26 protein-coding genes and 1 tRNA gene are annotated in these 25,431 nt (G+C 53.3%); 16 read left to right on the top strand and 11 right to left on the bottom strand.

The genetic code is table 11. The annotated features are described in order from the left end of the window. Window positions 1-8: 8 nt before the first annotated feature. The 6 genes from ABQ298_04600 to ABQ298_04575 all read left to right on the top strand — a co-directional run bounded on the left by ABQ298_04600 (window position 9) and on the right by ABQ298_04575 (window position 5,667). Window positions 9-290 carry a EutN/CcmL family microcompartment protein gene (locus ABQ298_04600; GenBank protein ID MEQ9823644.1) on the top strand — a complete coding sequence of 94 codons (282 nt, stop codon included), beginning with the start codon at window positions 9-11 and terminating at the stop codon, window positions 288-290. After that, window positions 287-583 (top strand): EutN/CcmL family microcompartment protein, encoded by a 297-nt coding sequence (locus ABQ298_04595; GenBank protein ID MEQ9823643.1) that lies wholly within the window; start codon window positions 287-289, stop codon window positions 581-583. The genes ABQ298_04600 and ABQ298_04595 overlap by 4 nt, the downstream gene beginning before the upstream one ends. 38 nt (window positions 584-621) lie before the next feature. Further along, entirely contained in the window at window positions 622-1,746 is a 1,125-nt protein-coding gene (locus ABQ298_04590) for a class II aldolase/adducin family protein (GenBank protein MEQ9823642.1), read from the top strand. 73 nt (window positions 1,747-1,819) lie between these two features. Next, window positions 1,820-2,743: a lactate/malate dehydrogenase family protein gene (locus ABQ298_04585; GenBank protein ID MEQ9823641.1), complete on the top strand. Its 924-nt coding sequence runs from the start codon at window positions 1,820-1,822 to the stop codon at window positions 2,741-2,743. Between the two features lie 168 nt (window positions 2,744-2,911). Continuing rightward, window positions 2,912-4,156: an L-rhamnose isomerase gene (locus ABQ298_04580; protein ID MEQ9823640.1), complete on the top strand. Its 1,245-nt coding sequence runs from the start codon at window positions 2,912-2,914 to the stop codon at window positions 4,154-4,156. Window positions 4,157-4,170: 14 nt separating this feature from the next. Next, window positions 4,171-5,667, top strand: coding sequence for a rhamnulokinase family protein (locus tag ABQ298_04575; protein MEQ9823639.1), 1,497 nt, complete (start codon window positions 4,171-4,173; stop codon window positions 5,665-5,667). Between the two features lie 7 nt (window positions 5,668-5,674). Here the strand turns inward: ABQ298_04575 and ABQ298_04570 are convergent, their stop codons facing one another. Beyond that, entirely contained in the window at window positions 5,675-6,340 is a 666-nt protein-coding gene (locus tag ABQ298_04570) for a hypothetical protein (GenBank protein ID MEQ9823638.1), read from the bottom strand. A 228-nt stretch (window positions 6,341-6,568) separates the two neighbouring features. Further along, entirely contained in the window at window positions 6,569-9,076 is a 2,508-nt protein-coding gene (locus ABQ298_04565; GenBank protein ID MEQ9823637.1) for a DEAD/DEAH box helicase, read from the bottom strand. Window positions 9,077-9,276: 200 nt separating this feature from the next. Between ABQ298_04565 and ABQ298_04560 the strand changes: the two genes are divergently transcribed. From ABQ298_04560 to ribA, 6 genes are all read left to right on the top strand, one after another. Beyond that, complete coding sequence (locus ABQ298_04560) at window positions 9,277-9,684, top strand: hypothetical protein (protein ID MEQ9823636.1); 408 nt, start codon at window positions 9,277-9,279, stop codon at window positions 9,682-9,684. Between the two features lie 145 nt (window positions 9,685-9,829). Further along, window positions 9,830-11,233: a PQQ-dependent sugar dehydrogenase gene (locus ABQ298_04555; protein MEQ9823635.1), complete on the top strand. Its 1,404-nt coding sequence runs from the start codon at window positions 9,830-9,832 to the stop codon at window positions 11,231-11,233. 100 nt (window positions 11,234-11,333) lie between these two features. After that, window positions 11,334-11,407 (top strand) — tRNA-Gly (locus ABQ298_04550). Window positions 11,408-11,509: 102 nt separating this feature from the next. After that, a complete protein-coding gene (locus ABQ298_04545) occupies window positions 11,510-11,686 on the top strand; it encodes a DUF1328 domain-containing protein (protein ID MEQ9823634.1) in 177 nt (58 codons plus the stop codon). Between the two features lie 50 nt (window positions 11,687-11,736). Then, on the top strand, window positions 11,737-11,937 hold the full coding sequence (locus ABQ298_04540) for a DUF3185 family protein (protein MEQ9823633.1): 201 nt from the start codon (window positions 11,737-11,739) through the stop codon (window positions 11,935-11,937). Window positions 11,938-12,043: 106 nt separating this feature from the next. Beyond that, window positions 12,044-12,694, top strand: a complete 651-nt coding sequence (ribA, locus tag ABQ298_04535) for a GTP cyclohydrolase II (protein ID MEQ9823632.1) — start codon at window positions 12,044-12,046, stop codon at window positions 12,692-12,694. A 23-nt stretch (window positions 12,695-12,717) separates the two neighbouring features. On the opposite strand, the gene ABQ298_04530 is transcribed toward ribA, so the two are convergent. From ABQ298_04530 to ABQ298_04520, 3 genes are read right to left on the bottom strand one after another with little or no spacing between them, the layout of a single operon-like run. After that, window positions 12,718-13,560, bottom strand: a complete 843-nt coding sequence (locus ABQ298_04530; GenBank protein ID MEQ9823631.1) for an ABC transporter permease — start codon at window positions 13,558-13,560, stop codon at window positions 12,718-12,720. Between the two features lie 10 nt (window positions 13,561-13,570). After that, entirely contained in the window at window positions 13,571-14,536 is a 966-nt protein-coding gene (locus ABQ298_04525; protein MEQ9823630.1) for an ABC transporter ATP-binding protein, read from the bottom strand. Between the two features lie 59 nt (window positions 14,537-14,595). Further along, window positions 14,596-14,790, bottom strand: a complete 195-nt coding sequence (locus tag ABQ298_04520; GenBank protein ID MEQ9823629.1) for a hypothetical protein — start codon at window positions 14,788-14,790, stop codon at window positions 14,596-14,598. Between the two features lie 302 nt (window positions 14,791-15,092). On the opposite strand from ABQ298_04520, the gene ABQ298_04515 reads away from it, so the two are divergent. The 4 genes from ABQ298_04515 (at window position 15,093) to ABQ298_04500 (ending at window position 19,303) form a co-directional block, all read left to right on the top strand. Next, a complete protein-coding gene (locus ABQ298_04515; protein MEQ9823628.1) occupies window positions 15,093-15,857 on the top strand; it encodes a hypothetical protein in 765 nt (254 codons plus the stop codon). A gap of 50 nt (window positions 15,858-15,907) precedes the next feature. Further along, entirely contained in the window at window positions 15,908-18,121 is a 2,214-nt protein-coding gene (locus ABQ298_04510; GenBank protein ID MEQ9823627.1) for a sodium-translocating pyrophosphatase, read from the top strand. 8 nt (window positions 18,122-18,129) lie between these two features. Then, window positions 18,130-18,666: a gamma carbonic anhydrase family protein gene (locus ABQ298_04505; GenBank protein MEQ9823626.1), complete on the top strand. Its 537-nt coding sequence runs from the start codon at window positions 18,130-18,132 to the stop codon at window positions 18,664-18,666. A 157-nt stretch (window positions 18,667-18,823) separates the two neighbouring features. Next, the gene (locus tag ABQ298_04500) at window positions 18,824-19,303 is read left to right on the top strand and encodes a chemotaxis protein CheX (protein ID MEQ9823625.1); all 480 of its coding nucleotides are present in this window, start codon (window positions 18,824-18,826) and stop codon (window positions 19,301-19,303) included. Here ABQ298_04500 and ABQ298_04495 read toward each other — a convergent pair whose 3' ends face one another. From ABQ298_04495 to ABQ298_04470, 6 genes are all read right to left on the bottom strand, one after another. Next, entirely contained in the window at window positions 19,304-20,203 is a 900-nt protein-coding gene (locus ABQ298_04495) for an ABC transporter permease (protein ID MEQ9823624.1), read from the bottom strand. Then, window positions 20,200-21,213, bottom strand: coding sequence for an ABC transporter permease (locus tag ABQ298_04490; GenBank protein ID MEQ9823623.1), 1,014 nt, complete (start codon window positions 21,211-21,213; stop codon window positions 20,200-20,202). The genes ABQ298_04495 and ABQ298_04490 overlap by 4 nt, the downstream gene beginning before the upstream one ends. After that, on the bottom strand, window positions 21,210-22,868 hold the full coding sequence (locus ABQ298_04485; protein ID MEQ9823622.1) for a peptide ABC transporter substrate-binding protein: 1,659 nt from the start codon (window positions 22,866-22,868) through the stop codon (window positions 21,210-21,212). Before ABQ298_04485 ends, ABQ298_04490 begins: the two co-directional genes overlap by 4 nt. Further along, the gene (gene hpt, locus ABQ298_04480) at window positions 22,859-23,410 is read right to left on the bottom strand and encodes a hypoxanthine phosphoribosyltransferase (protein MEQ9823621.1); all 552 of its coding nucleotides are present in this window, start codon (window positions 23,408-23,410) and stop codon (window positions 22,859-22,861) included. The genes ABQ298_04485 and hpt overlap by 10 nt, the downstream gene beginning before the upstream one ends. Before the next feature lie 91 nt (window positions 23,411-23,501). Next, window positions 23,502-24,200, bottom strand: a complete 699-nt coding sequence (locus tag ABQ298_04475; GenBank protein MEQ9823620.1) for an ABC transporter ATP-binding protein — start codon at window positions 24,198-24,200, stop codon at window positions 23,502-23,504. Between the two features lie 15 nt (window positions 24,201-24,215). Then, window positions 24,216-25,412 (bottom strand): FtsX-like permease family protein, encoded by a 1,197-nt coding sequence (locus ABQ298_04470; GenBank protein MEQ9823619.1) that lies wholly within the window; start codon window positions 25,410-25,412, stop codon window positions 24,216-24,218. Between the last annotated feature and the right edge of the window lie 19 nt (window positions 25,413-25,431).

Here is a 25,431-nt window from a genome sequence, read left to right as displayed (position 1 = left end):
TCAAACGCATGATTCTCGCACGCATCGTTGGCAACGTGACACAGGCCGCCTGTCATCCCGGACTTCGCGGGGTCCGCCTGCTGCTCTGCGAGGTGCTCGGGCATGATGGTAATGGCACCGGACGCATTGTCGGTGCCGGGGATTGGCTTGGAGCGGGCATTGGCAATACGGTGCTGGTGGATGCAGATGGTGACGCCTGCCAGGTATGGCTCAAGGATCCCAAAACGCCCCTGCGCAATGTGGTCGTGGGCATAGTGGATTCCCACAGCAACGAAAGGACGGCATCATGAGGTTCGGCAAGGTGATTGGACGCGTGGTGCTCAGTCAGCACGAACCCTCCCTTTCCGGGGCGAGGTGGTTGATTGTTGCGCCAATGGGGCGTGCGCAGATTGCTGCTCATGCCGGAGGTACGACAATTCCCTGGGAGGAGCCGAGCACGGTTGTCTATGACAATCTTGGAGCCAGGGAAGGAGATGTGATTGGATTTACCGAAGGGGGAGAAGCCATGTTGCCCTTCCCCCAACCGATTCCGGTGGATGCCACCAATGCGGTCATTGTGGATCAGATGCAGTGGGCGCCGTGAGCAAATTTGGATTTTATCATTTTAACGAAACAACCTTTATGAAACGAGTGATTACAGCGAGCACGGTGGAGAGCCTGCTCAAGGAAGGAAAGGGCATTGAATCGATTCCGGCAGAGGCGATTTTGACACCATCTGCCAAGGATTTGCTCAACCAGCACCAGGCGGGTTCGCGCAAGCGCGTTTCTGCGGCGGTAAAGCGGGCGGATGGGGATGATCTCTTTGGTGATCCTGTGTTGCCCGACAATGAATTCAGCTGGGAGCCGGGCAAGGATCCCCAGACCCGTGAAGAAATCCGCGCATTTTATTATTCGCCTGAAGTCACCCGTGTTCGCGAGCAAATGGCACTGATGGGGCAGCGCATGTGGCAGCGGGAATACACCGATGGGAACGGGGGCAACCTTACGGTTCGTGTGGGGGACAACCTTGTGCTCTGCACCCCGACCCTGATTTGCAAGGGCTTCATGCAGGCGGATGACATGGCGCTGATCGATCTTGAGGGAAATCAGATTGCGGGTCGGCTCAAGCGTACCAGTGAAGCGATGACTCACCTGGCAATCATGAAGCGTCAACCCAAAGCCAAAGCGTGTTGCCATGCCCACCCGCCGCACGCAACGGCCTTTGCCGTAGCGAAAGTGCGACCGCCGACATGCCTGATCCCCGAAGCGGAAGTATTTCTCGGGGAGATCGGACTGGCGCAATACCGCACACCCGGTTCTCCCGCAAATGCGGATGAAGTGGGTCGTGTCGCAGTGGAACACATGGCTGTGCTCATGCTCAACCACGGCGTGATCACCTGGGGCAAGGATATCGAAGATGCCTACTGGAAGATGGAAAACACTGAGTCATACTGCAAGACGGTTTGGGTCGCTTCCATGCTTGGAAAGGAACTGACTCCCATCAGTGGAAACGAAGCCAAGGAATTGATTGCGATCCGCAAGAATCTGGGCATGGAGGACAAACGGGAGAATCTGCGCGAGTGTGAACTCTGCGACAACTCCGACTTTCGTCCGGGATTCATCAGCCACATGATGGGGCAGTGTCCGATGCCTGGGGACAACCGTGCTCAGAGTGAAGATGCGGATGCCGAAGACCTTGTACGCGCCATCACGCGAGAGATTTTCAGTCAGCTGGGCAGTGACGTGTGCTCCTGTGGCAACGGTTGAACAGAGTGGAACGAGCTGAACGCATCGAAATACGGTCCAAACAGAACCCCCCATCAATCCGAAAATTTTGTCTATGAAAGTAACCATTATTGGAGGAGGCGGCAGAGTCGGCTCCAACGCAGCCTTTGCCCTGCAGTGTGCAGGATTGGTGAGCGACATTCAGATCCTCGATGCCAATCAGGAGCTTGCCGAAGGGGAGGCGCTGGACCTGCTGCACGGAGCTTCATCCCTTGGCGATCAGCGCATCTATGCGGGTGACTATGCGCGTGCGGCCGATTCTGACCTGTTTGTGATTACGGCGGGATTGCGGCGAAAGCCGGATGAGTCGCGGCTGGACCTGATCAATCGCAACGTTTTGCTGTTCAAGCAGATACTCGGCAGTATACAGGACGCGGGATACCGCTCGGATGCACAGTTTTTTGTGGTCTCGAATCCGGTCGACATTCTCACCCACCTTGCCGCTCAGACCCTCAACGTGGATGTGCGGCAGGTCTATGGATTGGGCACGATGCTGGACACTGCGCGCTTTCGCTCACTGATCGCGCAGGACATGGGTATCCCCACCTCGCAGGTCAAGGCCTTGATACTCGGGGAACATGGGGATACGATGGTTCCGATCTGGAGCAGTGCTACCGCGGCAGGACTTGCCCTTAAGGGTTATCCGTCGCTTCGACCCAATTTTGAAAATCAGATCTTCGAGCGCACCCGTGGTAGCGGAGCCGAAGTCATCAAGCGCAAAGGTGGTGCGGGATGGGCCGTTGGAGCAACGATTGCCGAAACGATACACTCGGTGCTGTTGGACAAGAAGCAAATCCTGCCAGTGTCGAGCGTGCAGAAGGGGTGTTATGGTATTCGTGACATTTCTCTCAGCGTGCCAACCGTGGTGGGCAAGAGAGGCGTTGAAGGACACCTTGAAATTGAGCTTTGGCCCAAGGAGAAACAGGCCCTGCTCAAGTCAGCCCACACCCTCAAGGACACCTGGAACAAGGTGATCTGAGGCATGATCCGTGTGACCATGCGTTATCCCATTTTCCGGAACTCAGGAATTGTGTGGCACAGCTCCTGTTTCCAGTTTACACTCAGGAGTCGGCCCCCTGCATCGGGGCCGGCTTCGATCTCAGCCTATCTGTGATCATTCGACTACCCAACTTCAAGGAATCTGACTATGAATGCTACTTATTCGATCGCTAAAGAACGCTATGCGGGGATCGGTGTGGACACCGATGCCGTGATCGACACCCTGCAAACGATCCCCATTTCCATGCATTGCTGGCAGGGAGATGATGTGGGAGGATTTGAACGTGCGGGTTCCCTGACCGGTGGCATACAGGTGACAGGAAATTATCCGGGCAAGGCGCGAACGCTGGATGAGCTGCGTCAGGACTTCAGTTTCGCGACACGCCTGATTCCGGGAGCAAAGCGCCTGAACCTGCACGCCATCTACGGCGACTTTCGAAGCGGGGTTGTGGACCGGGATGCCATCGAGTATACTCACTTTGAATCATGGGTCCAGTATTGCAGGGAACAGGGCCTGGGACTCGATTTCAACCCGACCTGCTTTTCCCATGACAAATCGGATGATGGGTTTACGTTGTCCCACCCGGATTCTGGAATTCGAGAGTTCTGGATCGAGCACTGCAAGCGTTCGCGTCAAATTGCTTCCGAAATGGGCAAAGCGCTCGACAATCCGGTCGTGACCAACGTGTGGATTCCAGACGGATTCAAGGATACTCCGGTGGATCGAAAGGGGTATCGCGAACGCCTGGAAAGTGCGCTGGATGTGGTGTTTGCCGAAGATACCAGCCCCTTTAACATCGACGCAGTGGAGTGCAAGTTGTTTGGCATCGGTTCCGAAAGCTGCGTGATCGGATCACATGAGTTTTATCTGGGTTATGCGGTGAAGAACCAGAAGTGGCTGTGTCTGGACATGGGGCATTTTCATCCGACTGAGCAGATTGCCGACAAACTCAGTGCGGTGCAGCAGTTTGTTCCCGGCACCCTGTTGCATGTGAGCCGCGGTGTTCGCTGGGATTCGGATCATGTGGTGCTCTGTGATGACGCAACGACGGCGGTCATGGAAGAGCTGGTTCGCGGAAATTTTCTTGGCAGCACGCGTATCGGACTCGATTTTTTTGATGCCAGCATCAACCGCATTGCGGCCTGGGTAATTGGCACGCGTTCGGCGCAGCGCTCATTGCTGAAGGCCCTGCTCGAACCCTCAGTGAGCCTGCAGCAGCTGGAGCGGGAAGGAGACTTCACCTCGCGACTGGCGCTTCTTGAAGAATACAAGAATCTGCCCTGGGGGCTGGTATGGGAGGAGTTCTGTCGGCGCAATGAGGTTCCGACCGGAACGGACTGGTTGAAGGAGGTCAAGACCTACGAATCCCAGGTGCTTGCTTCACGGAGTTGACCAAAGCGCAGATCATGCGAAAACGAAACGTATATTTAGCGGCGGACGTAGGTGCTGGCAGCGGGAGGGTGCTGGCTGCAATTTTTGAAAACCAGCGTATTCGTCTGGAAGAAGTGTGCCGCTTTGACAATCAACCGATCTCGATCCGGGGTTCGCTGTACTGGCAGATCACCCACATTTTTGCGTCGATCAAGGCGGGCATGCGTGAGGCAGTACAGCGCTATGGCGACGATGTCGTGAGCATCGGTGTGGATACCTGGGGAGTGGATTTTGCACTGATAGACAAGACTGGTCGCCTGCTGGGCATTCCCTACTGTTATCGGGACTCCCGCACCAATGGCATGGACGCGGTATCCGAGCAGATTGTGCCGCAGTCGGAGCGCTATGCCATTGCGGGCATTCAGCACCTTCACTTCAACTCCATCTATCAGCTCCTTGCAGAGTCGCGGCAGGCAGGTTCTTTGCTGGAGCATGCAAATCAACTGTTGTTTGTTCCTGATTTGCTGAACTACTGGCTTTGTGGTGTCGCAACGAACGAAATGACGATTGCTTCGACCAGTGAATTGCTCGATGCGCAGAGTGGAGAGTGGTCGGATACACTGATCGAGCGTTTTGCATTTCCCCGCTCGCTGTTTGGGGAGCTGGTGGAACCGGGAACGCTCCTGGGCAAATTGCAACCTGATGTGGCGGCGGAAGTGGGAAGTGATCGTATGGTTGTCGTGACCACGCCCTCTCATGATACGGCGGCGGCTGTGGCGGCCTGTCCGCTGAGTTCGTCCGACTCGATTTACATTAGTTCCGGTACCTGGTCTCTGATGGGGGTGGAATCGGAAACCTGCCACACGACCGCCGTTGCCAATGCGATGGGACTTACGCATGAGCGAGGGGTGGAAGGGACGATTCGCCTGCTCAAAAACATCAGCGGATTCTGGATCTTTCAACAGTGCAAACGCGACTGGGATGAGCAGGGCCTGGGGCTGAGCTATGATGCCCTTCGGGAACTCGCAGCAAAAGCGCCACCGTTCCAGGCTTGGCTGGACCCCAACGATGCCTTGTTTGAAGCGCCCGGTCCCATGGTTGAGCGCGTGAAGGCGTTTTTCGAAACAACCGGACAGCAAGTGGAGGCGACGCCGGCCCTGATCTGCCGATCCATTTTTGAGGGACTGGCACTCAGTTACCGCTCCGTGAAAGAAGGAATAGAGCGAGTGACCGGGAAAGGCTACGATACGATTCACATCCTTGGTGGCGGATCACAGAATGATTTTCTCAATCAACTCGCAGCGGATGCGACGGGCTGCAAAGTGCTGGCGGGACCGCTTGAGGGGAGCAGTCTTGGCAACGTGCTCGCACAGCTGAAGGCAGACGGTAAGATCGAGCGCATCCGGGATGGACGTTCCATCATTGCGGAATCCTTTGAGCTGTGCCGTTTTCTGCCACAAAGCGAACTGGACTGGGCCGCAGCGTCGAAACAATTTCAGGCGGTGATTGAAACACGCCGGAATGCGGGGTGATTCAGCTTCAGGGCAACTTCGTGGGGTTGTTTTGCGTTGTGTATCGGGATTTGCGTCGCTGGTAGAAGACGATGCCCAACGCTACCGCTCCCAGAATTGCCGCATACGTGGAGGGTTCGGGAATGGCGGTAAGGGAACCCGTGATTCGGATATTGTCCAGTTGCAGTGCTGATGCACCTGAAGAACCCCATCCCTGAATCGCAAATCGATCAGCCCCCGTGAGCTGAATCGAAAGCGAACTTTGGGAAAGGGTTTTGATTTCCGAATCGTTGCTGAAGAGCGCTCCAAAGTTGTGGCTTAGGCTGCCAAGCGAAAAACCCACCTGCTGGGGAGATCCTCCAGTACCCCGCACCTGAAAACTGATCTCGGAAACGGTGAAGACATAGCCCGATGCGACGTCGATGCTAAAAAAGAAAGCATCGCCTGCGGTCGCCTGATTCTGTGGGGTGGAAAAAAATCCGTTGGCTCCGCTGACCTGCAGCGCGGAGTCCCATCCGGTTGAGTTCGTAAATGAATTGAAATGGCTCTCGGTTTCGGCATTCCCGATGGTGATAGGATCGTAGTCGTTTTCCGGTATGAGGGAGCCATCATCAAAGCTGAAAACAATTTGGGAGTGAAGTGCGGTTGCAGCAACGAGGCAGCCGCATGCAAGGGCAGGAAGCAGGAGGCGCATGATATCTGGAAGTGAGTAGGTTGGTCTGTAATTCCGGTGAAGGACCGGAAGGAGGAAATCTGGCATCGGATGAACCGATATCGGATGAATGTTAACCCTGCAGCTGGAGCCGGAAAAGGCAAGGGCGAAGGAGTTTTTTTGCGGAATGGCTCGATGGCATGCTCAAAGCCGCTATCCCCAAACAGACAACACCGATGCTCATTCTGCTTCTTGGCGCGTCACGATATCTCAGGAACGTCTGGCTCGAAACGGCATTGGCTTGCGGGAACGCTGGCGCACGGTCAGTGCTGGCAAGTCGAGCAGGTTGTGGGAGGTAGTTGCAATCTGGATGCGCTCGCGTGCCTGAGCCTGAAGCTCCTGCCAACGCGACCAGGGAAATTCAGGGGCATTTGCGATTTGCCGCAGCACGCTTTTCCATTCGAGCCAGACCCGCTCAACGTCGCCTTCGCTGATTTCACCTCCGATGATTTCGTATTTCCAGCGAGCGGATTTGCTCAAGTTGAAGACGAGTTCAGAACCTCCCTCTCCGTATTCCTCGGGCAATCCACGATGAAGGTATCCGGGGTGGGAGACACTGCCATAGCTCTCGCGGCAGACATAACTGAGCCGACTGCCAAGATCTCCGAGTTCGTCAAAGCGGTGACCCGTTCGCAGGTTTGCCAAATCCCAGACCAGTTGTTCAATGGGGTAGTCCGCATCTTCCAGTGCAGCGGCAACGGCAAGCCCCTCTCCATGATTGAAATAACTGAAGAGGACTCCACGGCGGGTGGGAATGCCCCGGGCATTGATCAGACCAAGCTGGAGCCAGATCTTCGCCGGACTGGCATCGGAGCGGGACGATCCAGCGAGTGCATGATCCTTGAGTGAAAAATTTTCGTAAGCTCGGGTGACCTCGCGTTCAGGAGGGTCGACAAGGAAGTTTCCATGGGAGTCCTTGCGAGCGGTGATACTGGCGGCTGCCATGTCAACTCGGGCAATAACGCTGCTGTTGCGTTCGAGAAGATCGATCAATTGTCCACCTTGGGTGATCAACGGAAGCGCTTTGCGGAGGTGGGATTCGAGTTGGGCGAGATCCATGCGCTTTGGGATGGACGGAGCCTTAGCGCTGGTATTGGCAAATGCCTGTACGGCCGCTTTGCGGTATTTTTTGTTCAGCAGCAGACTGTGGTGGTCGGATTGGGTTGGAAAATGAGCGACGACCCATTCTTTGGCATACTGTCGCTTTCCCTTGTGTTGAATTTTGCAGGTGTTCCCGTGTGGGAAGCGGGAGAGTGTTCCCGCGACCTGTGTTGAAGGTTTCCAGTGATTGCGATGGAAGCTGAGGGTGTGCTGCAGTTGAACTTCGTGGGGGCCACGGCGGCGTTCCCATGTTCCCTGGGAATTCAGGATCTCGATCAGCGTATCCTTGGCGTTGAGCGCAGAAGAATGGGAAGTGGCAGCAGGCGAAAGTTGTTTGTGAACGGTTGGAGTCGTTAGTGGGGTGCTGCCCGATTCAAAACCAAGTGGAAGAGGGGAGTGTGTGAACAGGGATGCTGCCAGCTTGAGTGCTGCCTTTCGCGGATCCTGTCCCAGTTGATGGGCCTGTTGCATCAGACCGAGGAAACTTGGCCAGTCGAGTTGATGGATGCGTCGAACCGTGATGGGTGCTGCATCCTCGAGGCGAGGTTTCTGAGGCAGAACAAGCACATATCCTCGATCATCGAGACCGCGACGACCTGCACGACCAAACATTTGGAGCAATTCATCCGGACGGACCTGGGATACCTGATCCCGTTGTCGATAATCGCGCTCGGTCACAATGACGGAACGCATGGAAAAATTGATGCCAGCTCCGAGACCTGTGGTGGCCACGACGATGCGCAACTGTCCTGCCTTGGCGAGTGGTTCGATGACACCGGCCCGTTGCCGGTAGCTCAAACCGCTGTGGTGAAAGGCAACCCGGGATTTCAGCAATTTTGCGAGAGCCTCACCCGCGAGGTTTCGTTGCTCGGGACTGAGTTCGAGCGGATCGTCTTCGGGCAGTGAAGCCGCAACCTGACGTGCAATGCGTTCGGCATCCTTGCGCTGGGGAGCGAATATGAGGATGGGATCCAGCTCCGCCTGCAGGGCCCTATAGAGGAAACGTGGCCAGAATCCATAGATGGATTTGGGGGCACGGTCGGGAAGGGCTTCGAGATAGAGTTGTTCCTGTGGAACCGGGCGTTCCCGGTGGGAGATGAGATGTGCCTTCCTCCCGATGCGCCGGAGCCAGTCAACGACGTCTGCGGGGTTTTGAACACTGCCGCTCAACAGAAGCAGTTGAGTGTTGGGAGCGGCGACGGCGATGGTCATTTCGTAGTTGGTGCCGCGGGAGGGGTCCTGGATCATCTGGTATTCGTCGATGACGATCAGGCGGGGTTGGGCACCCTGCAGTAAGCGGGCCTTTTGAGTTTCGAGGGTTGCCACAAGTACGGGTGCATTCAGATTGTCGGTGATATCACCGGTAGCGATGCCGACATTCCAGCCCTTGTGTCGCCATTCGAGTAGTTTGTCATTGGCGAGAGCACGGGTGGGAACTGTGAAAATCAGCTGACCCTGCAGCTTTCGGGACTCCACCAGCATTTCAAAAATGTAGGTTTTTCCCGCACCTGTCGGGGCATCCACAACCACATCCCTTCCTTCCAGAATCTGGCGAACTGCGTCCTGTTGCCAGAGGTCTGGAAGTGTCAGGGGAATGTCGATGGAGTGGAGTGTCATGAGTGACCGTTTGCTGTGTATTGGAGTGCAGGGAAGGTGGGGAGTTCAATGCAAAAGCGTGCAGAACGCAGCCGGACAGATTTACGGCAGTTCAAAAGTGCCATGGACTGCTGTTTGGGAAATGCGAATCGTACACAATGCACTTGAGCTTTGGGTCGGTTTCGGGTATGGGTATAGAGTCTTGTTTCTCTCGCTTTCCTATGAACCGCAGACTCTTCATTATCGCCGGGCTGGCGGCATTTGTGCTGATGGCAGTTTTCGACTGGCTTCTCAATGTGGTCGTATTGGCTGAATTGTATGAAATCAGCAAAGGAGTCTGGCGCAGCCGTTCCGCGCAGGAAGCGCTTTATCCCTTGGCATTTTTGAACTATCTGTTCATCAGCTTCATCTTTGTGGCACTGTTTGTGCGCGGGTATCGCAATAAAGGATGGGCGGAAGGCGTTCGCTTCGGTTTGATCTTTGGAGCTGCGATTGCAACCAGTTCGGCCATTCAGAAATATGTGTTGCTGGAGATCCCGGTACAACTGGCGCTGGGTTGGTTCATGGGGCTGTTGTTCATCTACATGATTCTGGGGTTGATTGTAGCGCTGATCTACCGCGAGGCTTGAACTGCGACACTTCATTGACTGACAAGGCTTCGGGTGTGCGAAATCAGTACTCTGGCTTGAGGAATTTGCAAAGCTGTGTATCGGGAGGGGCATGTTGAGCACACGCATGTTAGGGAATGGCAATCGAAACACAATCCGCTGGTGGATGGCGGCAATACTGGCCTTGTCTGTAATACCAGCGCATGCCCAGTTCAGCATTGGCAGTGGCAAGGTAGATGAGCTTTTCCAGGTCCTGTGTGCGACCTGTCATGGGAAGCAGATGGAAGGAGGATCGGCACCATCATTGTTGGATGATACATGGCTGGTGGGTGGCGATGATGCCTCCATTGCCTCTGCGATTCGGGAAGGAATCCCCGGTACGGAAATGGTCGCATACAAAGCGCTGTTGTCGGAGGATCAGATTCGTTCACTCGTAATTTATATTCGTGAGAATCGTCTGCTGCACGAGCAGGGGAACTTGTTGGAGAAAATAACTCCCCAGGAAGGCGTGATTACCAGCGAGCATCACCCGTTTGAAGTCGATACTGTGTTTGATGGGAGTGGAACGTTTTGGTCATTAGACTGGCTTCCGGACGGCAGCATGCTGATCACGGAAAAGAGTGGCTCCCTGCTGCATGTGATGGCAGATGGAAGGGTACAAACCATTGAAGGAACTCCGGCGGTCTGGGATCGTGGACAGGGAGGAATGCTTGAAGTGCAGTTGCATCCGAATTATGCGGAAAACGGATGGATATACCTCGCGTATTCGCGATCTCATGACAACGGCGATACTGGACTGACGAGCATACAGCGAGGGCGGATCCGTGAGGGAGCATGGGTGGACAGCCAGATGATTTTTGATCCTTCTCCAGAGTTCCACACCAGTGCGCGTCATCATTTTGGCACTCGGCTGGTGTTTTCGGACGGGTACCTGTTTTTCAGCATCGGTGATCGGGGTGACATGGAAACTGCTCAGGATCTCACACTGCCCAATGGAAAAATGCACCGCATCCATGATGACGGTCGCATCCCGGAGGATAACCCCTTTGCCGATATGGATGGGAGCTTTCCCTCAATTTGGAGCTATGGACATCGCAACCCGCAGGGCATTGATCTGGATCCGCGTGATGGGCGCCTCTGGATCACTGAGCATGGTCCGAGGGGAGGAGATGAGACCAATCTGGTGAAACCAGGCCTCAACTATGGGTGGCCAGTCATCACATACGGAATGAACTACAATGGTACGCCGATCACAGATAAAACCGAGATGGATGGAATGGAGCAGCCAAAGCTTTATTGGACGCCTTCCATTGCAGTGTGTGGCATTGATTTTTATGAGGGTGATGTGTTTCCGGAGTGGAAACACAACCTGTTTGTCGGCGGACTTGCATCAGAACAAGTGCATCGGCTCGTCATTGAAGAGGGTGAAGTCGTGCACGAGGAGATCATTCTCAAAAACGAAGGACGAGTACGGGATGTGGCATCTGGCCCGGATGGGCGGCTCTACCTGGTGCTCAATGGCGGCCCCAGCAGCGGCAGCCGCATCGTGCGTCTGAATCCAGCGAATTGAGCTGCGACAGACAGAGTCGACTCAAGTTTTATTGCACGACTCTGAACTTGCCAACAGTGCCTTCCTGTGTCGGTATGGTCGGTAGCCAATGCGCGTGATTGCGGGCATAGTATAGTGGTAATACGTGAGCTTCCCAAGCTTGAATCGTCGGTTCGATCCCGTCTGCCCGCACCATGACTGAGTATGAAATCGTCCTTCGGTTTGCGTATTTCGTAAAATCGAAAAAAGTATAGCATTCTGCATTACTTCAAAACCTCATAAACGGAAGGAAAACTCATGTTAGGCTGGTCATTGATATTTTTGGTCGTCGCTGTGATTGCGGCATTTCTTGGATTCACGGGCGTTGCGCAGGCAGCATCAGGCATTGCTCAGATTATTTTCTTCATCTTCCTGGTCTTACTGATTCTCTCCTTGTTGGTGCGTGCGCTCAAAGGAAAATCACCCCCGCTTTGAAGTCTGACTTTGGGGCATGACAGTATGAAAAATGAAAGGAAAATTTGCGCATGAAAAAGATCTTGGGAATTGGGTTGATTGTTGTGGGGGCGATTCTGGTCTATTACGGTTTGAGCGAAGGTTCGAGTCCGGTAGGTGAACTATCCGAAGCACTTACAGGATCCCCACCGGAGCGTTCGCTGATGAAAATCGTGGGAGGATTATTCCTGATGGTCATGGGTGGTGGAGCCGTGATTTTTCGTTCAAAGTAGGAATCCATTCTACTCCGTCGTCCGTCAGGCCCGGGGACTTGAGGCCGAGATTTCGCACATTGGGCTTTTCCGGTGGGATGAAATGCGATAGGTTGTTGTTTTTGCGATGAGTGAGAGCACAAATCCCAGGGTAAGCGAATATTCGCGATGCAAACTTCCAACGCTCTATGGCCAATTTGACCTGGTGATCTACCGGTCGGCGAAGGACGAAGAAATCGCGGTGCTGGTGAGCGAGCATTTTGACGGAACAAGCGTTCCATTTGTCAGAATTCATTCGCAGTGTTTCACTGCGGAAGTGCTCGGATCGATGAAATGCGACTGCAGGGAACAGCTGGTCTACGCACTGGAACAGATCGGTACACGGGAGAGTCCGGGCATCATCATCTATTTGCCGCAGGAAGGGCGTGGCATTGGGTTGGGAAACAAAGTAAAGGCCTACAGTTTGCAGGAGCGGGGTGCCGACACGCTTGAGGCGAATCATTTACTTGGCTTTGCGGGAGACCTGCGAGATTTTGAAATGGCGGCTGAAATCCTGCGCACGATGGGAGTTGAACGCATTCGCCTGAACACCAACAATCCGGATAAGCTGCAGGCGCTTCTGGATGGCGGCATTGCGGTGGATGAAGTGATTCCGTCGATTGGAAATGAAAACCCGCACAACCAGCAGTATCTGCGCACGAAGGCGGAAAAGATGGGCCACATTCAATTGAATGGTATACCCATGCACGTGGTTTCCCTTCCCCCGAATCGACAATGAGGGACGGGCACTGGGGTTGGGATTTATTCTCTCACTTTTTTGCCCGATTTCAGCAAATAGACCGTAAAGAGAAGCAGGAATAGGCCTGTGAGTGTCAGAAACAGTGCGCCTTGCCATACGGGCACGTCGCTGACACCAGTCATACCGTGACGGATACCGTTGACGACGTAGAGAATGGGATTGAACAGCGAGACATTGGCCCAGAATTCGGGGAGCATGGTGATGGAGTAGAACACACCGCCGAGAAAACTGAGCGGTAGCATCACGAAGCTGGGAATGAAGTTGATGTGTTCAAATTCGGTGGCGAGGATGGCTGTGGTGAGTCCAAACAGCCCAAATACAAAGGATGATCCCATCATAAACGCCAGCGTCGTCAGCGGAGCGTGCAGGGTTTGGGCACCAAAAATGCCTGACAACAGCCAGATGATGCCACCTGTCATCATGCCCCGGATCACCGCCGCACCGCAGTAGGCGAGCAGTATCTGGACAGAACCAATGGGGGAGGCGAGCAGGTCGACAATGGAACCATGAATTTTTCCGAGAAAGAAGGAAAAGGACGAGTTGAAAAACGCATTATTGATCAGGGCCATGGTGACCAGTCCAGGCGCGATGAAATCGACATAGGGAATTCCCTGTACGGTATCAATGCGTTGTCCAAGCGAAAAGCCAAAGACGAGAAAATAGAGCAACGTGCTCAGCACCGGGCTGATGACGGTTTGTCCAATGATGCCAAGGAAGCGCTTGATTTCACGGCGAAAGAGCATCCAGGTGCCGTACCATGCACGGTGTATTTGCGCATTTTCAACGGCTTTCTGGATGAGCTGATGAGCGATGGCTCTGCTGGGATCTGTGGGTTGGGTTGGCATGGGAAAGGGATCAACTGTGTTTTTCCGGAACTCGAGTTTTGAGTACCTCCCGGAAGATGCTTTCGAGTGAATTGCGACCTCCATCGATGTGCACAATTTCATTGCCGTGATGCTGTATCTCCTGAAGCACGGTGTGTAATGGCAGTGTTGCAGAAGTTGGGTTGGAAGGGGTTTTGTCGGTGTTGATTAGCACCGTGTGGGGATCTGCAATTTGGGTGCCGATGCGTTCGAGCGTCGCCTGCAAGGAATCGGTCACCGGGTGGCGCAGCGTGATTCGGTTCCAGCGTTGCGCGAAGCGGTTGAGCAGATCTTCGCGGTCGTGTACGAGCAGGATGCTTCCTTGATCAATGAATCCAATGCGGTCGGCGAGTTGTTCGGCTTCCTCAAGGTAATGGGTGGTAAGAAAAATCGTGACACCACGTTCCTTGAGTCGACGCACATATTTCCAGAGTTCATCACGCAACTCGACATCTACCCCGGCGGTGGGTTCATCCAAAAAGAGTAGAACCGGGTCGTGCATCAGTGCCTTGCAGATCATGAGCCTTCGTTTCATGCCACCGGAAAGGGAGCGGGTGTTGGCTTTGCGTTTTTCCCAGAGACCAAAATCGCGTAAAATGGTTTCGATTTTGTCCTGACTGGGTGGCACGTTGTAGAATCCCGACTGGTAGTGCAGGACCTGTTCAACATTAAAGAACGGATCAAAATTGAGTTCCTGCGGTACGAGACCAATCAGCTGACGTGTGATGCGTGCATCCCGGCGTACATCGTGTCCGGCTACGCGGATTGAACCTGTAAAGCGCAAGATCAGGCCGGTGATGCAGCCGATCAGCGTGGTTTTCCCGGCACCATTGGGACCCAGAAGTGCAAAAATCTCTCCGGGGTTAACTTCAAATGAAGTATCGCTCAGCGCCTGAAGCCTGCCGTAGGACTTGCTGACGTGTTCGATTTGCAGAATGGGTGGTATGGAATTAGACACGGTTTGGTGGGTCGCAAGGGAATGCGATACAGGAATGCGGGAGGAGCAGGCCTTCCGATTTAAATTTGAAAATTTCGCCAGATGGATTCGAGCCACGGTGGACGATTGTAGAGGAAATACAAGATGGTGATGACGGCAATGCCGACCACGAGAAGAATCTTGTTGATGCGACGCAACATGCCCAGCATCAGAATCAGGGCAAGGATGGCGGCAGCTGGTTTCAGGAATGCCTCATCTTTGAGTAGGTCGAGCATGAGATCGAAACGGGTGCATCATCAATATCTTGTATTGTCACCTTAGTGATTTGCCAGCAATTCCGAAAAGATGCAACTCCGCGCAAGGGAAATTTGGGGTTGGAAGTTGGAGACGATGAGGTTTTCGGGTTCAGATGCTCCCCGGGTGATCGAATGACATGAAGAGCTGATGCTGATCCTGGAATCATTGTGGACATGCAAAACACAACAGAGAGGTAATTTACTTATACAGCATTAGTATTGCTGATTGTTTGTTGACTTTGATAAGAGATATTAATTTAAATCAGCCATTTTCTGCTGCTATGAAACGTTACCTGTACCTGAATCTCACCCCTGAATCCCTTGTTGTCTCGATGTTGTCTCCTGAGGACTATGGCAAATACATGGCACTGGGCCTGCATCATCGCACGAACGATCAGGCGATTTTTGTGGAGTTGGATCCAGAATACAGCGACCCGTGGCTGAATGCGTTCGATCTTGAGGGAATCTGCAAACCGCATCCTGACGGAGCCCCTCGCAAATCGAGTTACCTGAGTATTTACCGGGTATTGGAACACATCCCGCTGGATGCGCTGAAGTCGCTGTATCTGGTGACCGATGACGGCAAAGTACTGGAGCTTGAGCGAAGCGACATCTTACCGCAGGTACATCCAACACTGCACCTCTATCAAGAGTTGGCACCCATGCAGCCACTTGTCGCGAGTTCGCTCGATCCGAGGAAGTTCTGCAACTTCATTACGGACCGAAACCAGCCAGTGTCCGTGGAGAAAGTGGCTTTCTGTGATCTCAAGCTGGATGAACTGGCAGACGATCCGATTCGGGGTCTGGGTGACAACTTGCCCTATCGGGATATCGCCCACATGCGGGACTGTCTTTCGGCGGTATGGCGGAAGGGCACCAAAGACGTGAAGGTGGTGAGCCGTCGCATTCGCACGCAGATTCACTACCGCATGATTCGCAGTGGTTTTTACATGGGGAACCAGAAATCCATGGTTCACTACGCCTTTCCCTCACTCGAAGAATTGGAAAGCACGCACTACGACTGGTGGCGTTCGGCGCAGTTCTGATACCTGCAGCTGAAGCAAATTCTGCAACGACAACTTTGAACACATTCTCTATGACTGACATCACACCCATTTTTTGGATGGTCCCGGTGACCGCCTGTATGGCTCTCCTTTTTGCCTGGCATTTCTTTCGCTGGATGATGGCGAAAGACGAAGGCAATGAAACCATGGTGCGTATCGCAGCCCATGTGCGAGCGGGTGCCAAGGCTTACCTGAACCAGCAGTACAAGGTTGTCATCTTTGTTTTTGCTGCACTGGGCCTGGTTTTTGCATTCATGGCCTACGGCATGAAGGTTCAGAATCCATGGGTGCCGTTTGCGTTTATTACGGGCGGGTTTTTCTCGGGACTGGCGGGATATTTTGGGATGCGAACCGCAACCTATGCCTCATCGAGAGCGGCTGCAGCAGCCCGGGAATCGTTAAATTCTGCACTGGTGGTCGCATTTCGAAGTGGTGCGGTAATGGGACTGGTTGTCGTGGGGTTGGCACTGCTTGATATTTCTGTCTGGTTTTTAGTGCTTAACCATTTTATTGAAGGTGAGGGCGGACACAAACTGGTTGTGATCACCACAACAATGCTGACCTTTGGAATGGGTGCATCGCTACAGGCACTCTTTGCCCGGGTCGGTGGGGGCATTTTTACGAAGGCTGCGGATGTGGGAGCGGATTTAGTTGGAAAAGTGGAAGCTGGAATTCCTGAAGATGATCCACGCAATCCTGCAACGATTGCCGACAATGTGGGTGACAATGTCGGGGACGTGGCTGGCATGGGAGCGGATTTGTATGAATCCTACTGTGGCTCCATACTCGCAACTTCTGCATTGGGGGCAGCGGCTTATTATTCCGATGTATCGGGTCAATTTAAGGCCGTATTGGCACCGATGCTGATTGGTGCGCTTGGCACATTGCTTTCGATTCTTGGAGTGTATTTCGTACGCGTCAAGGCGGGTGCGAGTCAGAGAGAGCTGGGTGCAGCGCTCTCTCGTGCAATCAACTTGAGTTCGCTCATGATCGTAGTGGGTTCGCTGGGGGTGCTCTATCTGCTGGGAATTGAGAACCTGTGGGGAATCTGGGCAGCCATCGTGACGGGATTGCTCACCGGAATTGTGATTGGTACATCGACGGAATATTATACTTCGCATGCGTATCGCCCGACACAGAGCATCGCTCAGAGTGCGATGACGGGTCCGGCGACGGTCATCATTTCGGGAATGGGCATTGGCATGCTTTCAACGGCGATTCCTGTCATCGCGATTGTGTTGGGCATCAGTCTTTCCTTTCTTTTTGCGTCTGGCTGGGACTTCGCAAACCTGTCGCATGGACTTTATGGCATTGGAATCGCGGCGGTTGGCATGTTGTCAACGCTGGGGCTAACTCTCGCAACAGATGCGTATGGACCGATCGCGGACAACGCTGGTGGCAATGCTGAGATGAGTGGCCTCGGGCCGGAGGTGCGCAGGCGAACCGATGCGCTGGATGCTCTGGGAAATACGACGGCTGCCACGGGCAAAGGCTTTGCGATCGGATCTGCGGCACTGACAGGATTGGCACTGCTGGCTTCCTTTATGGAGGAGTTGAAAATGTCACTCCAGCGGGTGGTGCTGCAACGTGAGGTTTTTGTGTTTCCTGACAATCTGACGGTTCGATCCGTAGAGGAACTGCAAGGCATGGATCTGTATGCGCTGGTGAACCATTTTCAGGTCAATTTGATGAATCCCAAGCTCCTGATTGGATTGTTCATTGGAGCCATGATGTCGTTTCTTTTCTGTGGACTGACCATGCAGGCTGTGGGCCGTGCCGCTCAGAGCATGGTGGACGAAGTGCGTCGCCAGTTTCGGGAATTCCCGGGTATTTTGAAAGGGGAAGAAGAGCCGGAATATGCGACCTGTGTTGCGATTTCGACCAAGGGTGCGCAGCGCGAGATGCTGTTACCGTCACTGATTGCTGTCGCAGTGCCCATCCTCACAGGTGTGGTGTTTGGAGTGGCTGGGGTTATTGGCTTGTTGGCAGGTGCCCTTTCCTCGGGTTTTGTGCTCGCGGTCTTCATGGCGAATTCCGGAGGTGCCTGGGATAATGCCAAGAAATATATCGAAGAAGGGCACGAAGGGGGAAAAGGAAGCGATGCGCACAAAGCGGCCGTGATCGGAGATACGGTTGGCGATCCTTTTAAGGATACTTCGGGACCAAGTCTGAACATTCTGATCAAACTCATGAGCATGGTCAGCATTGTGATGGTAGGATTGACGGTCAGCACGAGTTTGTTGTGAAATGAGGCATGGACGTGCATGATCGCCTGAACCGACACCTGAGCAAAAAACCTGTGATTGCAGCGTCTGCCTATGTTGCTGACAGTGCTGTGATCATCGGTGATGTGACGCTTGAACCGGAGAGCAGTGTCTGGCCGGGGTGTGTATTGCGGGGGGATATCGAGTCGATATTTGTGGGGCGAGGCAGCAACATCCAGGATGGAAGCATTGTGCATTTGGCCGATGATCTTGGCGTAAGCATTGGTTCATACACAACGGTGGGCCATGGTGCGATTATTCATGCATGCACCATAGGCAATGAGTGTCTGATCGGAATGCGGGCAACCGTCATGGATGGTGCTGAAATCGGCGATCAATGCATTGTGGGTGCGCACTCCCTTGTCACCAAAGGGTTCAAGGCAGCACCGGGCAGTTTAATCATGGGAACCCCTGCACGCGTGGTGAAGAGCCTCGATACTGAAACCCGTGAATCGATCCGCAACTGGGCACTGAAATACATCCAGGTGGCGGCTGCGCATCGCCGGGTTTGCGAAGAGAAGGGCTGATGTTGGCAGATAATTTCCTCTGCAATACAGGAGGAAATGGCAATATTCGGATGGAATGCAGATCCATCGGTTTTTTTCCTTCACTTGCGACGGGTTGTTCCGAATATAACCCATTATGCCTCAGAGCTTTGGTTTATCATATCAGGATTTGTCGGGAATGATGGAAGCGTCCGTCCGGGATGTTTTCTCCATGATGATGAAATCATCGGTGAAACAGCACGCCATTGAACAGACGGGAACGCTGCGATCCAAAATTGACGACATCTTTGGTCTGGAGACTACATTGGTGGTGGCAAACATTGGATTTGGCGGGCAAGTATTTGGTTATGTGTATGTTTACATGAAGTCCGAAACGGCTTCTTTTCTTGCAGGTCGCATGCTCCATTCTCTGGAGGGGGATGAGTCGGACAGCGAGATTGCCAATGATGCGGTGGGCGAGTTCACAAACATCACGATCGGTGGATTCAAAAATCAGCTCACTTACATGGGGTATCCCTGCGATCTGACGATTCCTTCGATCCTTCGTGGTAAGGGCATCTCCGTTGAAACGGTGTCCGGTTGCTCCCGGTCCCTTTATCATTTCAAGACACGGGGGCAGTCCATTCTTGCAGTTGCGATCATCAAGACCGATCAGTGATCATTCAATTGCTTTGGGATCCAATGCATCCCTGAGACCATCTCCCAGAAAATTGAGTGAGAAAAGCGTCACGGAAAAGAACAGCGAAGGGAAAATCAACAGCCACGGATAGGAAACCATTTTTTCTGCACCGTCATTGATCAGGGATCCCCACGAACTGTCGGGAGGTTGTACCCCCAAGCCGAGAAAACTCAGGGCAGATTCCAATAACATCACTGCAGGTACAGTTAAGGTGGCGTAGATGATTACGGGGCCGATGAGATTGGGAATGATGTGCCGAAAGATGAGGGCGAACTGGCGCACACCCAAGCACCGGGCTGCATCGATGTAAGGCATTGTTTTGAGGTGTAGCACCTGTCCCCTGACAATGCGGGCAAGTGTCAGCCACTCCACAAACCCGATGGCGACAAACAACAGCAGCAGGCTGCGCTCGAATAGCGTCATCAGAAGAATCACGAAAATCATGAACGGAAGACTGTAGAGGATATCTACAATGCGCATCATGACGGCATCCACCCATCCGCCGACAAAGCCTGAAACAGCACCCCATGAGATTCCGATGGTCATGGCCACCAGAGTGGCTGCAAAACCAACCGCGATTGAAATGCGTCCACCGTGCAGAATACGGCTGAGCACATCGCGCCCAAGTGTGTCGGTTCCAAACCAATGGGAGAAACTGGGAGCAGAAGGACCCTTGAGAATGTCCTGAGCATTGGGATCGTAGGGGCTGATCAGGGGAGCGAAGAGCGAAAGCACAGTGACCGTGAGGAAGGTGTAGAGTCCAAAAAGGGCTAGTTTGTTCCGGGAGAGCCGAATCCACGCCTCTTTCCAGGGGGAAAAGACCTCTGTGGAATGGGTAGATGCAAGTGCCTGGGAGTCGGAACTAGCGGAATTGCTCATGCGTTCGAAAATTTGAGTTTGGGATTTAATGCCACTACGATGATGTCTACCAGCAGATTGAAAAGGATGAGAATGTTGGCATAAAGTAAAACGGTTCCCATGATCAGGGTATAGTCACGATTGAGTGCGGCATTGATCAGGTGGCGTCCGAGTCCGGGCAACATGAAAATGTACTCTACGATGAAGGAGCCGGTAATGAGGTGGGCAGCAACCGGACCCAGGTAGGAGACCACCGGAATCATGGCAGCGCGAAGCCCGTGTTTAAGGACAAGGGTTCCTTCACTCAATCCCTTTGCGCGAGCGGTTCGGATATAGTCCTGCATCATGACTTCGAGCATGCTCCCACGGGTCAGTCGGGAAACCCCTGCAGCATAGTAGAGTCCAAGGGTGAGTGTCGGCAGGATCTTGTATCGCAATGCTCCAATAAAATCGGTTTCGTAAGGGGGATCCCAGAACAGGATGGGCAGTCGCAAGGGTTCTGGAACCCAGAATCCGAACAGTAGGATCAGGAGCGGACCCATGACAAAAGTGGGGATGCAGATGCCTGCCATCATCATGCTCATCGGTATGTAATCCCATCTGGTGTTCTGCTTGAGCGCAGCCACTGTGCCCGCGCTGATCCCGAGGAACCCTGCAAACGCCAGGGCATACAGACCGAGTTCGAGCGATACCGGAAAAGACTCCTTGATCAGCTGATTGACCGTTCGTCCCTCGTATCGAAAGGAGTATCCAAAATCAATGCCGAGTCCTTCCTTGAGGTCAAAATCGAGCAGGGCAACTGGATTCAGTCGTTTGGGGGTGATATTCCACAAGTAGTTGACATACTGAACGTGCAGGGGGTCGTTGAGTCCGTATTGCTGCTCGAGTTGCTCGAGAATATAGTCGGAGACGTTGCGTTCATCTGAGAACGGTCCGCCGGGAACGGCCTTCATCATGAAAAAGACCATGGTTGCGATGGCGTAGAGCACCCCAATGGTCTGGGCCAGTCGAATGAGCAGAAATCGGATCATTGTGGATGGAAATCAACGGATTTGAGCGGTCGGTTGTCGAGAAGTTTGGGGTGCCAGTCCTTGATGCCTGGGTGGAGAAGGAACTTACGCGTATACCAGTAGATGGGAGCGATGGGCAAATCTTCGAGCAGAATGGATTCCATTTCCTGCATGATCTGATAACGACGTTCGCGGTCACCAGTGGAAAGCAATGACTGGTAAAGGGCATCGTATTTGGCGTTACTCCATCCCGTGTTATTGTTTCCACTGCCCGAGGTGAAAATGAGAAGAAAGGTGATGGGATCCATGAAATCACCGATCCAGCCAGAGCGTGAGATCTGATAGCGGAGGTTGTACTGACTGTCGAGGTAGACCTTCCATTCCTGATTGATCAACCCCACCTCAATGTTGAGATGTTCCCTCCACATCGCCTGAATGGCCTCAGCGATGACCTTGTGGGACTCCGCTGTGTTGATCAGGATTTCTGCGTCGGGAAATCCGTTACCGTCCGGGTATCCAGCTTCGGCGAGCCACGATCTCGCCTGTTCGGGGTCGAAGTGAAGGTCGCCGGGGGACTCGTATCCCTTCATTCCGGCGTAGACGTATCCGGTTGCGGGCCGCTCCCCACCGCGTGTGATGTGAGTGACGATGCTCTCGCGGTCGATTGCAGCGGACAGTGCCTTTCGCACGAGCACATTGTCAAACGGGGGCTTGGTGACATTGAAGCGGTAGAAGTAGGTGCCCAGATAGTCGTCAAATCGAATACGGTCTGGCTCATGTTTTTTGTAGTATTCGATGCGATCCAGCGGTATCTGGTAGGCGTAGTGCAGCTGACCTGCCCTGAATGCCGACTCCTCGGTGCTGAGCCGTTCGATGGGGAAAAAACGAATACCGTTGGGAATGACATGATCCCGATCCCAGTAGGTTGGACTTCGTTCAACTTCGATGAAACTGTTGGTCTTCCATATTTTGAGCCGGAAGGGGCCATTGCCAACAAAATGCTCCACCTGGGTCCATGAGGCATCCCGGTCATCAATGCCTCCATGGGCTTCGATGACGGACGGATTGACGGGAAACCAGGAGTAGTGTTTGAGCATTGAGGGGAAGTAGGGCGTAGGCCCGATCAGCTCGATGCGCAGGGTGTGGGAATCGATTGCCCGCACGCCAACTTCGCTGAAGTCCTGAATCTTCCCCTGGTGGTAGGATTCGGCGTTTTTGATGATATAGAGCATATCGGCATAGCGGGCACCGAGTGAAGCTGTCAGCATGCGTCGATAGGCATAGACAAAATCATGGGCAGTGACTGGATCTCCATTGGTCCACTTTGCGTCAGAGCGCAGGAAAAAGGTCCAAACCCTGGATTCCAAGTCGCTTTCCCATCGCTGTGCGACCCCTGGGGCGTCGATGAAATCATCGCTGGGGTGATGGCTGACCAGGCCCTCAATCAACGTGCTGATGATCTGGTTTTCGGGCACACCAGTTGCCAAATGAGGATCGAGTCCTTTGGGTTCCGAACCATTGCCTAGCAGGAGGATTTTCTGCCGCGCGGCTGCTGCAGCGGGAGTTTCGCGCTCGTTTGTGCACGAGAGGGTCAGCATCGAAAGCACGATGCCGATGAACATGACCATCCACTGGGCAGTAGCGGGTCGCTTGGAAGTCGAACCGATCAGACCCATTCCGGAGGATTTTGGAGTTCTGGGTGAAGCACACCAATGTAGGGCAAGTGACGGTACTGTTCTGCAAAGTCGAGTCCATATCCCACCACAAACTGGTCTTCAATCTGGAACCCGACATAGTTGGGTGTTTCCAGGATGGGACGATCCGTTTGTTTGTCGAGAAGCACGCATGTTTCAATACTCTTGGGTCGAAGTTCCTTGAGACCTCGAACGACGCGCAGAAGAGTTTTTCCAGTATCAAAAATGTCGTCTACCAACAGCACGCATTGGTCTTCGATGTCGAGATTCATGTTCCATCGAAAATCAGGCTGATATTCTGAGTCCCGATTGTTTCGACGATTCTCGACTCGAATGCAGTCGATTTTGACTGGGATGGTAATGTTGCGGATCAAGTCGGCTGTAAACAGCAACGCGCCGTTCATGATCCAGATGATGAAGAGTTCTTCGTTTCGGTAGTAATCTGAGATTTCCTGGCCCAACTCCGCCACACGTGCTTTGATTGCATCTTCCGAAACCAGAATGTCACAGATATCACTCTCCATAGCGAAACCCAATTCGCAAATGGGGGAGCTGTCAAATCGGAAGCAAACCTGCTGCTGTCAGCACAGAGTGGAAGGCTGCTGTCGTGACAGGTCAATCTCCTCGAGTAAAGAGGCCATCCCTCATTTTAAGAATGAAATCACATTTGCGCGCGATGTCAGGATTGTGGGTGACAATGAGAACGGCCTGATTGTTTTTCTTGGAAAGTTGATAGAGCAACTCAAACACGATATTCGAATTTTTCACATCAAGATTTCCTGTGGGCTCGTCCGCAAGCACGATCGGAGGATCGTTTGCGAGGGATCGCGCAACGGCAACGCGCTGTTGCTCTCCACCTGAGAGGCGGTTGGCCAGGCGGTGGGTCTTATCTCCAAGTCCGACGGATTGCAGCAACATGTGTGCGCGCCGTTCCATGCTAAGTGCCTTGCGATTCCCACGCTTCCACATGGGAATGATGATGTTTTCTGCAGCAGTGAACTCGGGAAGCAGGAAGTGAAACTGGAAAACAAAGCCGATTTTTTCATTGCGGATGGCTGTGCGTTCCTCGTCGTCCGCTTTGGACACATCCATGCCGTCGATGATGATACTTCCTTCATTCTGTCGGTCGAGCAGCCCAAGCGTGTAGAGAAGGGTCGATTTTCCACACCCTGACGGGCCTACAATCGCGTAGGTATTTCCGCGATAGAGGTCAATGTCCACTCCTTTGAGTACATGCACACGTTGTTGGGGATCTCCGAGGTAGCGATGGAGTCCACGACATTGCAGAACGGGTTGATCCTGGTGATTGGCCATGAATGAAAAAATGGGTTAGGAACTGGTTCCACGGACGACGTCGCCAGGTTCGAGCTTTGCAGCTCGGCGGGAGGGAATGATGCTCGCGGTCATGACAAAGATTGCGGCAATCACCGCAGCCAGAATGTAGTGCCAGATGGACCAGTCGACGACAAAGCTGTCAGCTGAAAAAATTCCTCGAATGCGAATGGGAAGTCGGGAGATGGTGAAGGTTAGAAATGCACCAGTGATCCACCCGACCAGAATTCCGATGGTGGTCACAATGAAGCCCTGCCAAATGAAAATGTTTGTCACGTCCTTGCGGGTATAACCCATGGATCGAAGGATGGCGATCTCCCGGGTTTTTTCCATCACGATGATCGCCAGTGTGCTGAACATGCCCAATCCGGAAATGAAAATGATGGAAGAGAGGCTCACCATTGCCGTGATGCGGATGGCGCGGAAAACCCCCAACCAGACCTTTTCACGCTCCTGCCAGGGTGCAACAATGTGTTGCACCACTCCTTCCATAAGATATTTATCATCCAGTGCCTTGTCGGCATCGAACAGACTGACCTGGATATAGGATGTTTCATGCGGACGCTTGAACACCATGCGTGCTTGCCCGATGTCGATAAAAATGCGTTCCTTGTCGATTTCGCGAACCCCGGTTTCAAAAATGGCACGTACCATGAAACGGTGGGATTCATTTGCCTCCTTCATGATGATGGAGTCTCCAGGTTCGATCATCATGCGTCGGGCCAGCTCGGACCCGATCAGCACAGCACGAGGGTCGCGCTGAAAGTCCACCATGCTTCCAAAAACGATTTGCTCCTCCAGATCAGACACCAATAGGTGGGTTTCTTTCTCAATACCGTAGAGTTGTGCGGGTTCTTCCTTGAAATTGTTGGAGACCTCGACACCGCCACGGATGACCTTGGAGGCAGCAATGACATTGCGAAATTGGTAGATGGCTTCAATCACCTTGTCGGCATGCTCGACGCCGGGTCGATATTTTCGTCCGCGCGCACGTCCAAATTCGAAGGAACGTCCTGTGTTCTCCTGTTGGATCTGGATACTGGTCAGTGTTTCCTGAAAACGGTCCTCAATGCGCACGGCTCCGTTGGCACCGAGCAGGGTTTTGATGAAGAGCTTTTCGAATCCAGTTGTATTTGCCTGGGCCACAATGAAGAGACCCACGCCCAATACGATACCGGCTAGACTCATCAGCATGGATCGTTTTTTTGAAATC

The organism is Puniceicoccaceae bacterium, assembly GCA_040224245.1.
In the GTDB taxonomy this organism is placed as follows: domain Bacteria; phylum Verrucomicrobiota; class Verrucomicrobiia; order Opitutales; family JAFGAQ01; genus JAKSBQ01.
This window is presented reverse-complemented; position numbering and strand designations above follow the sequence as displayed.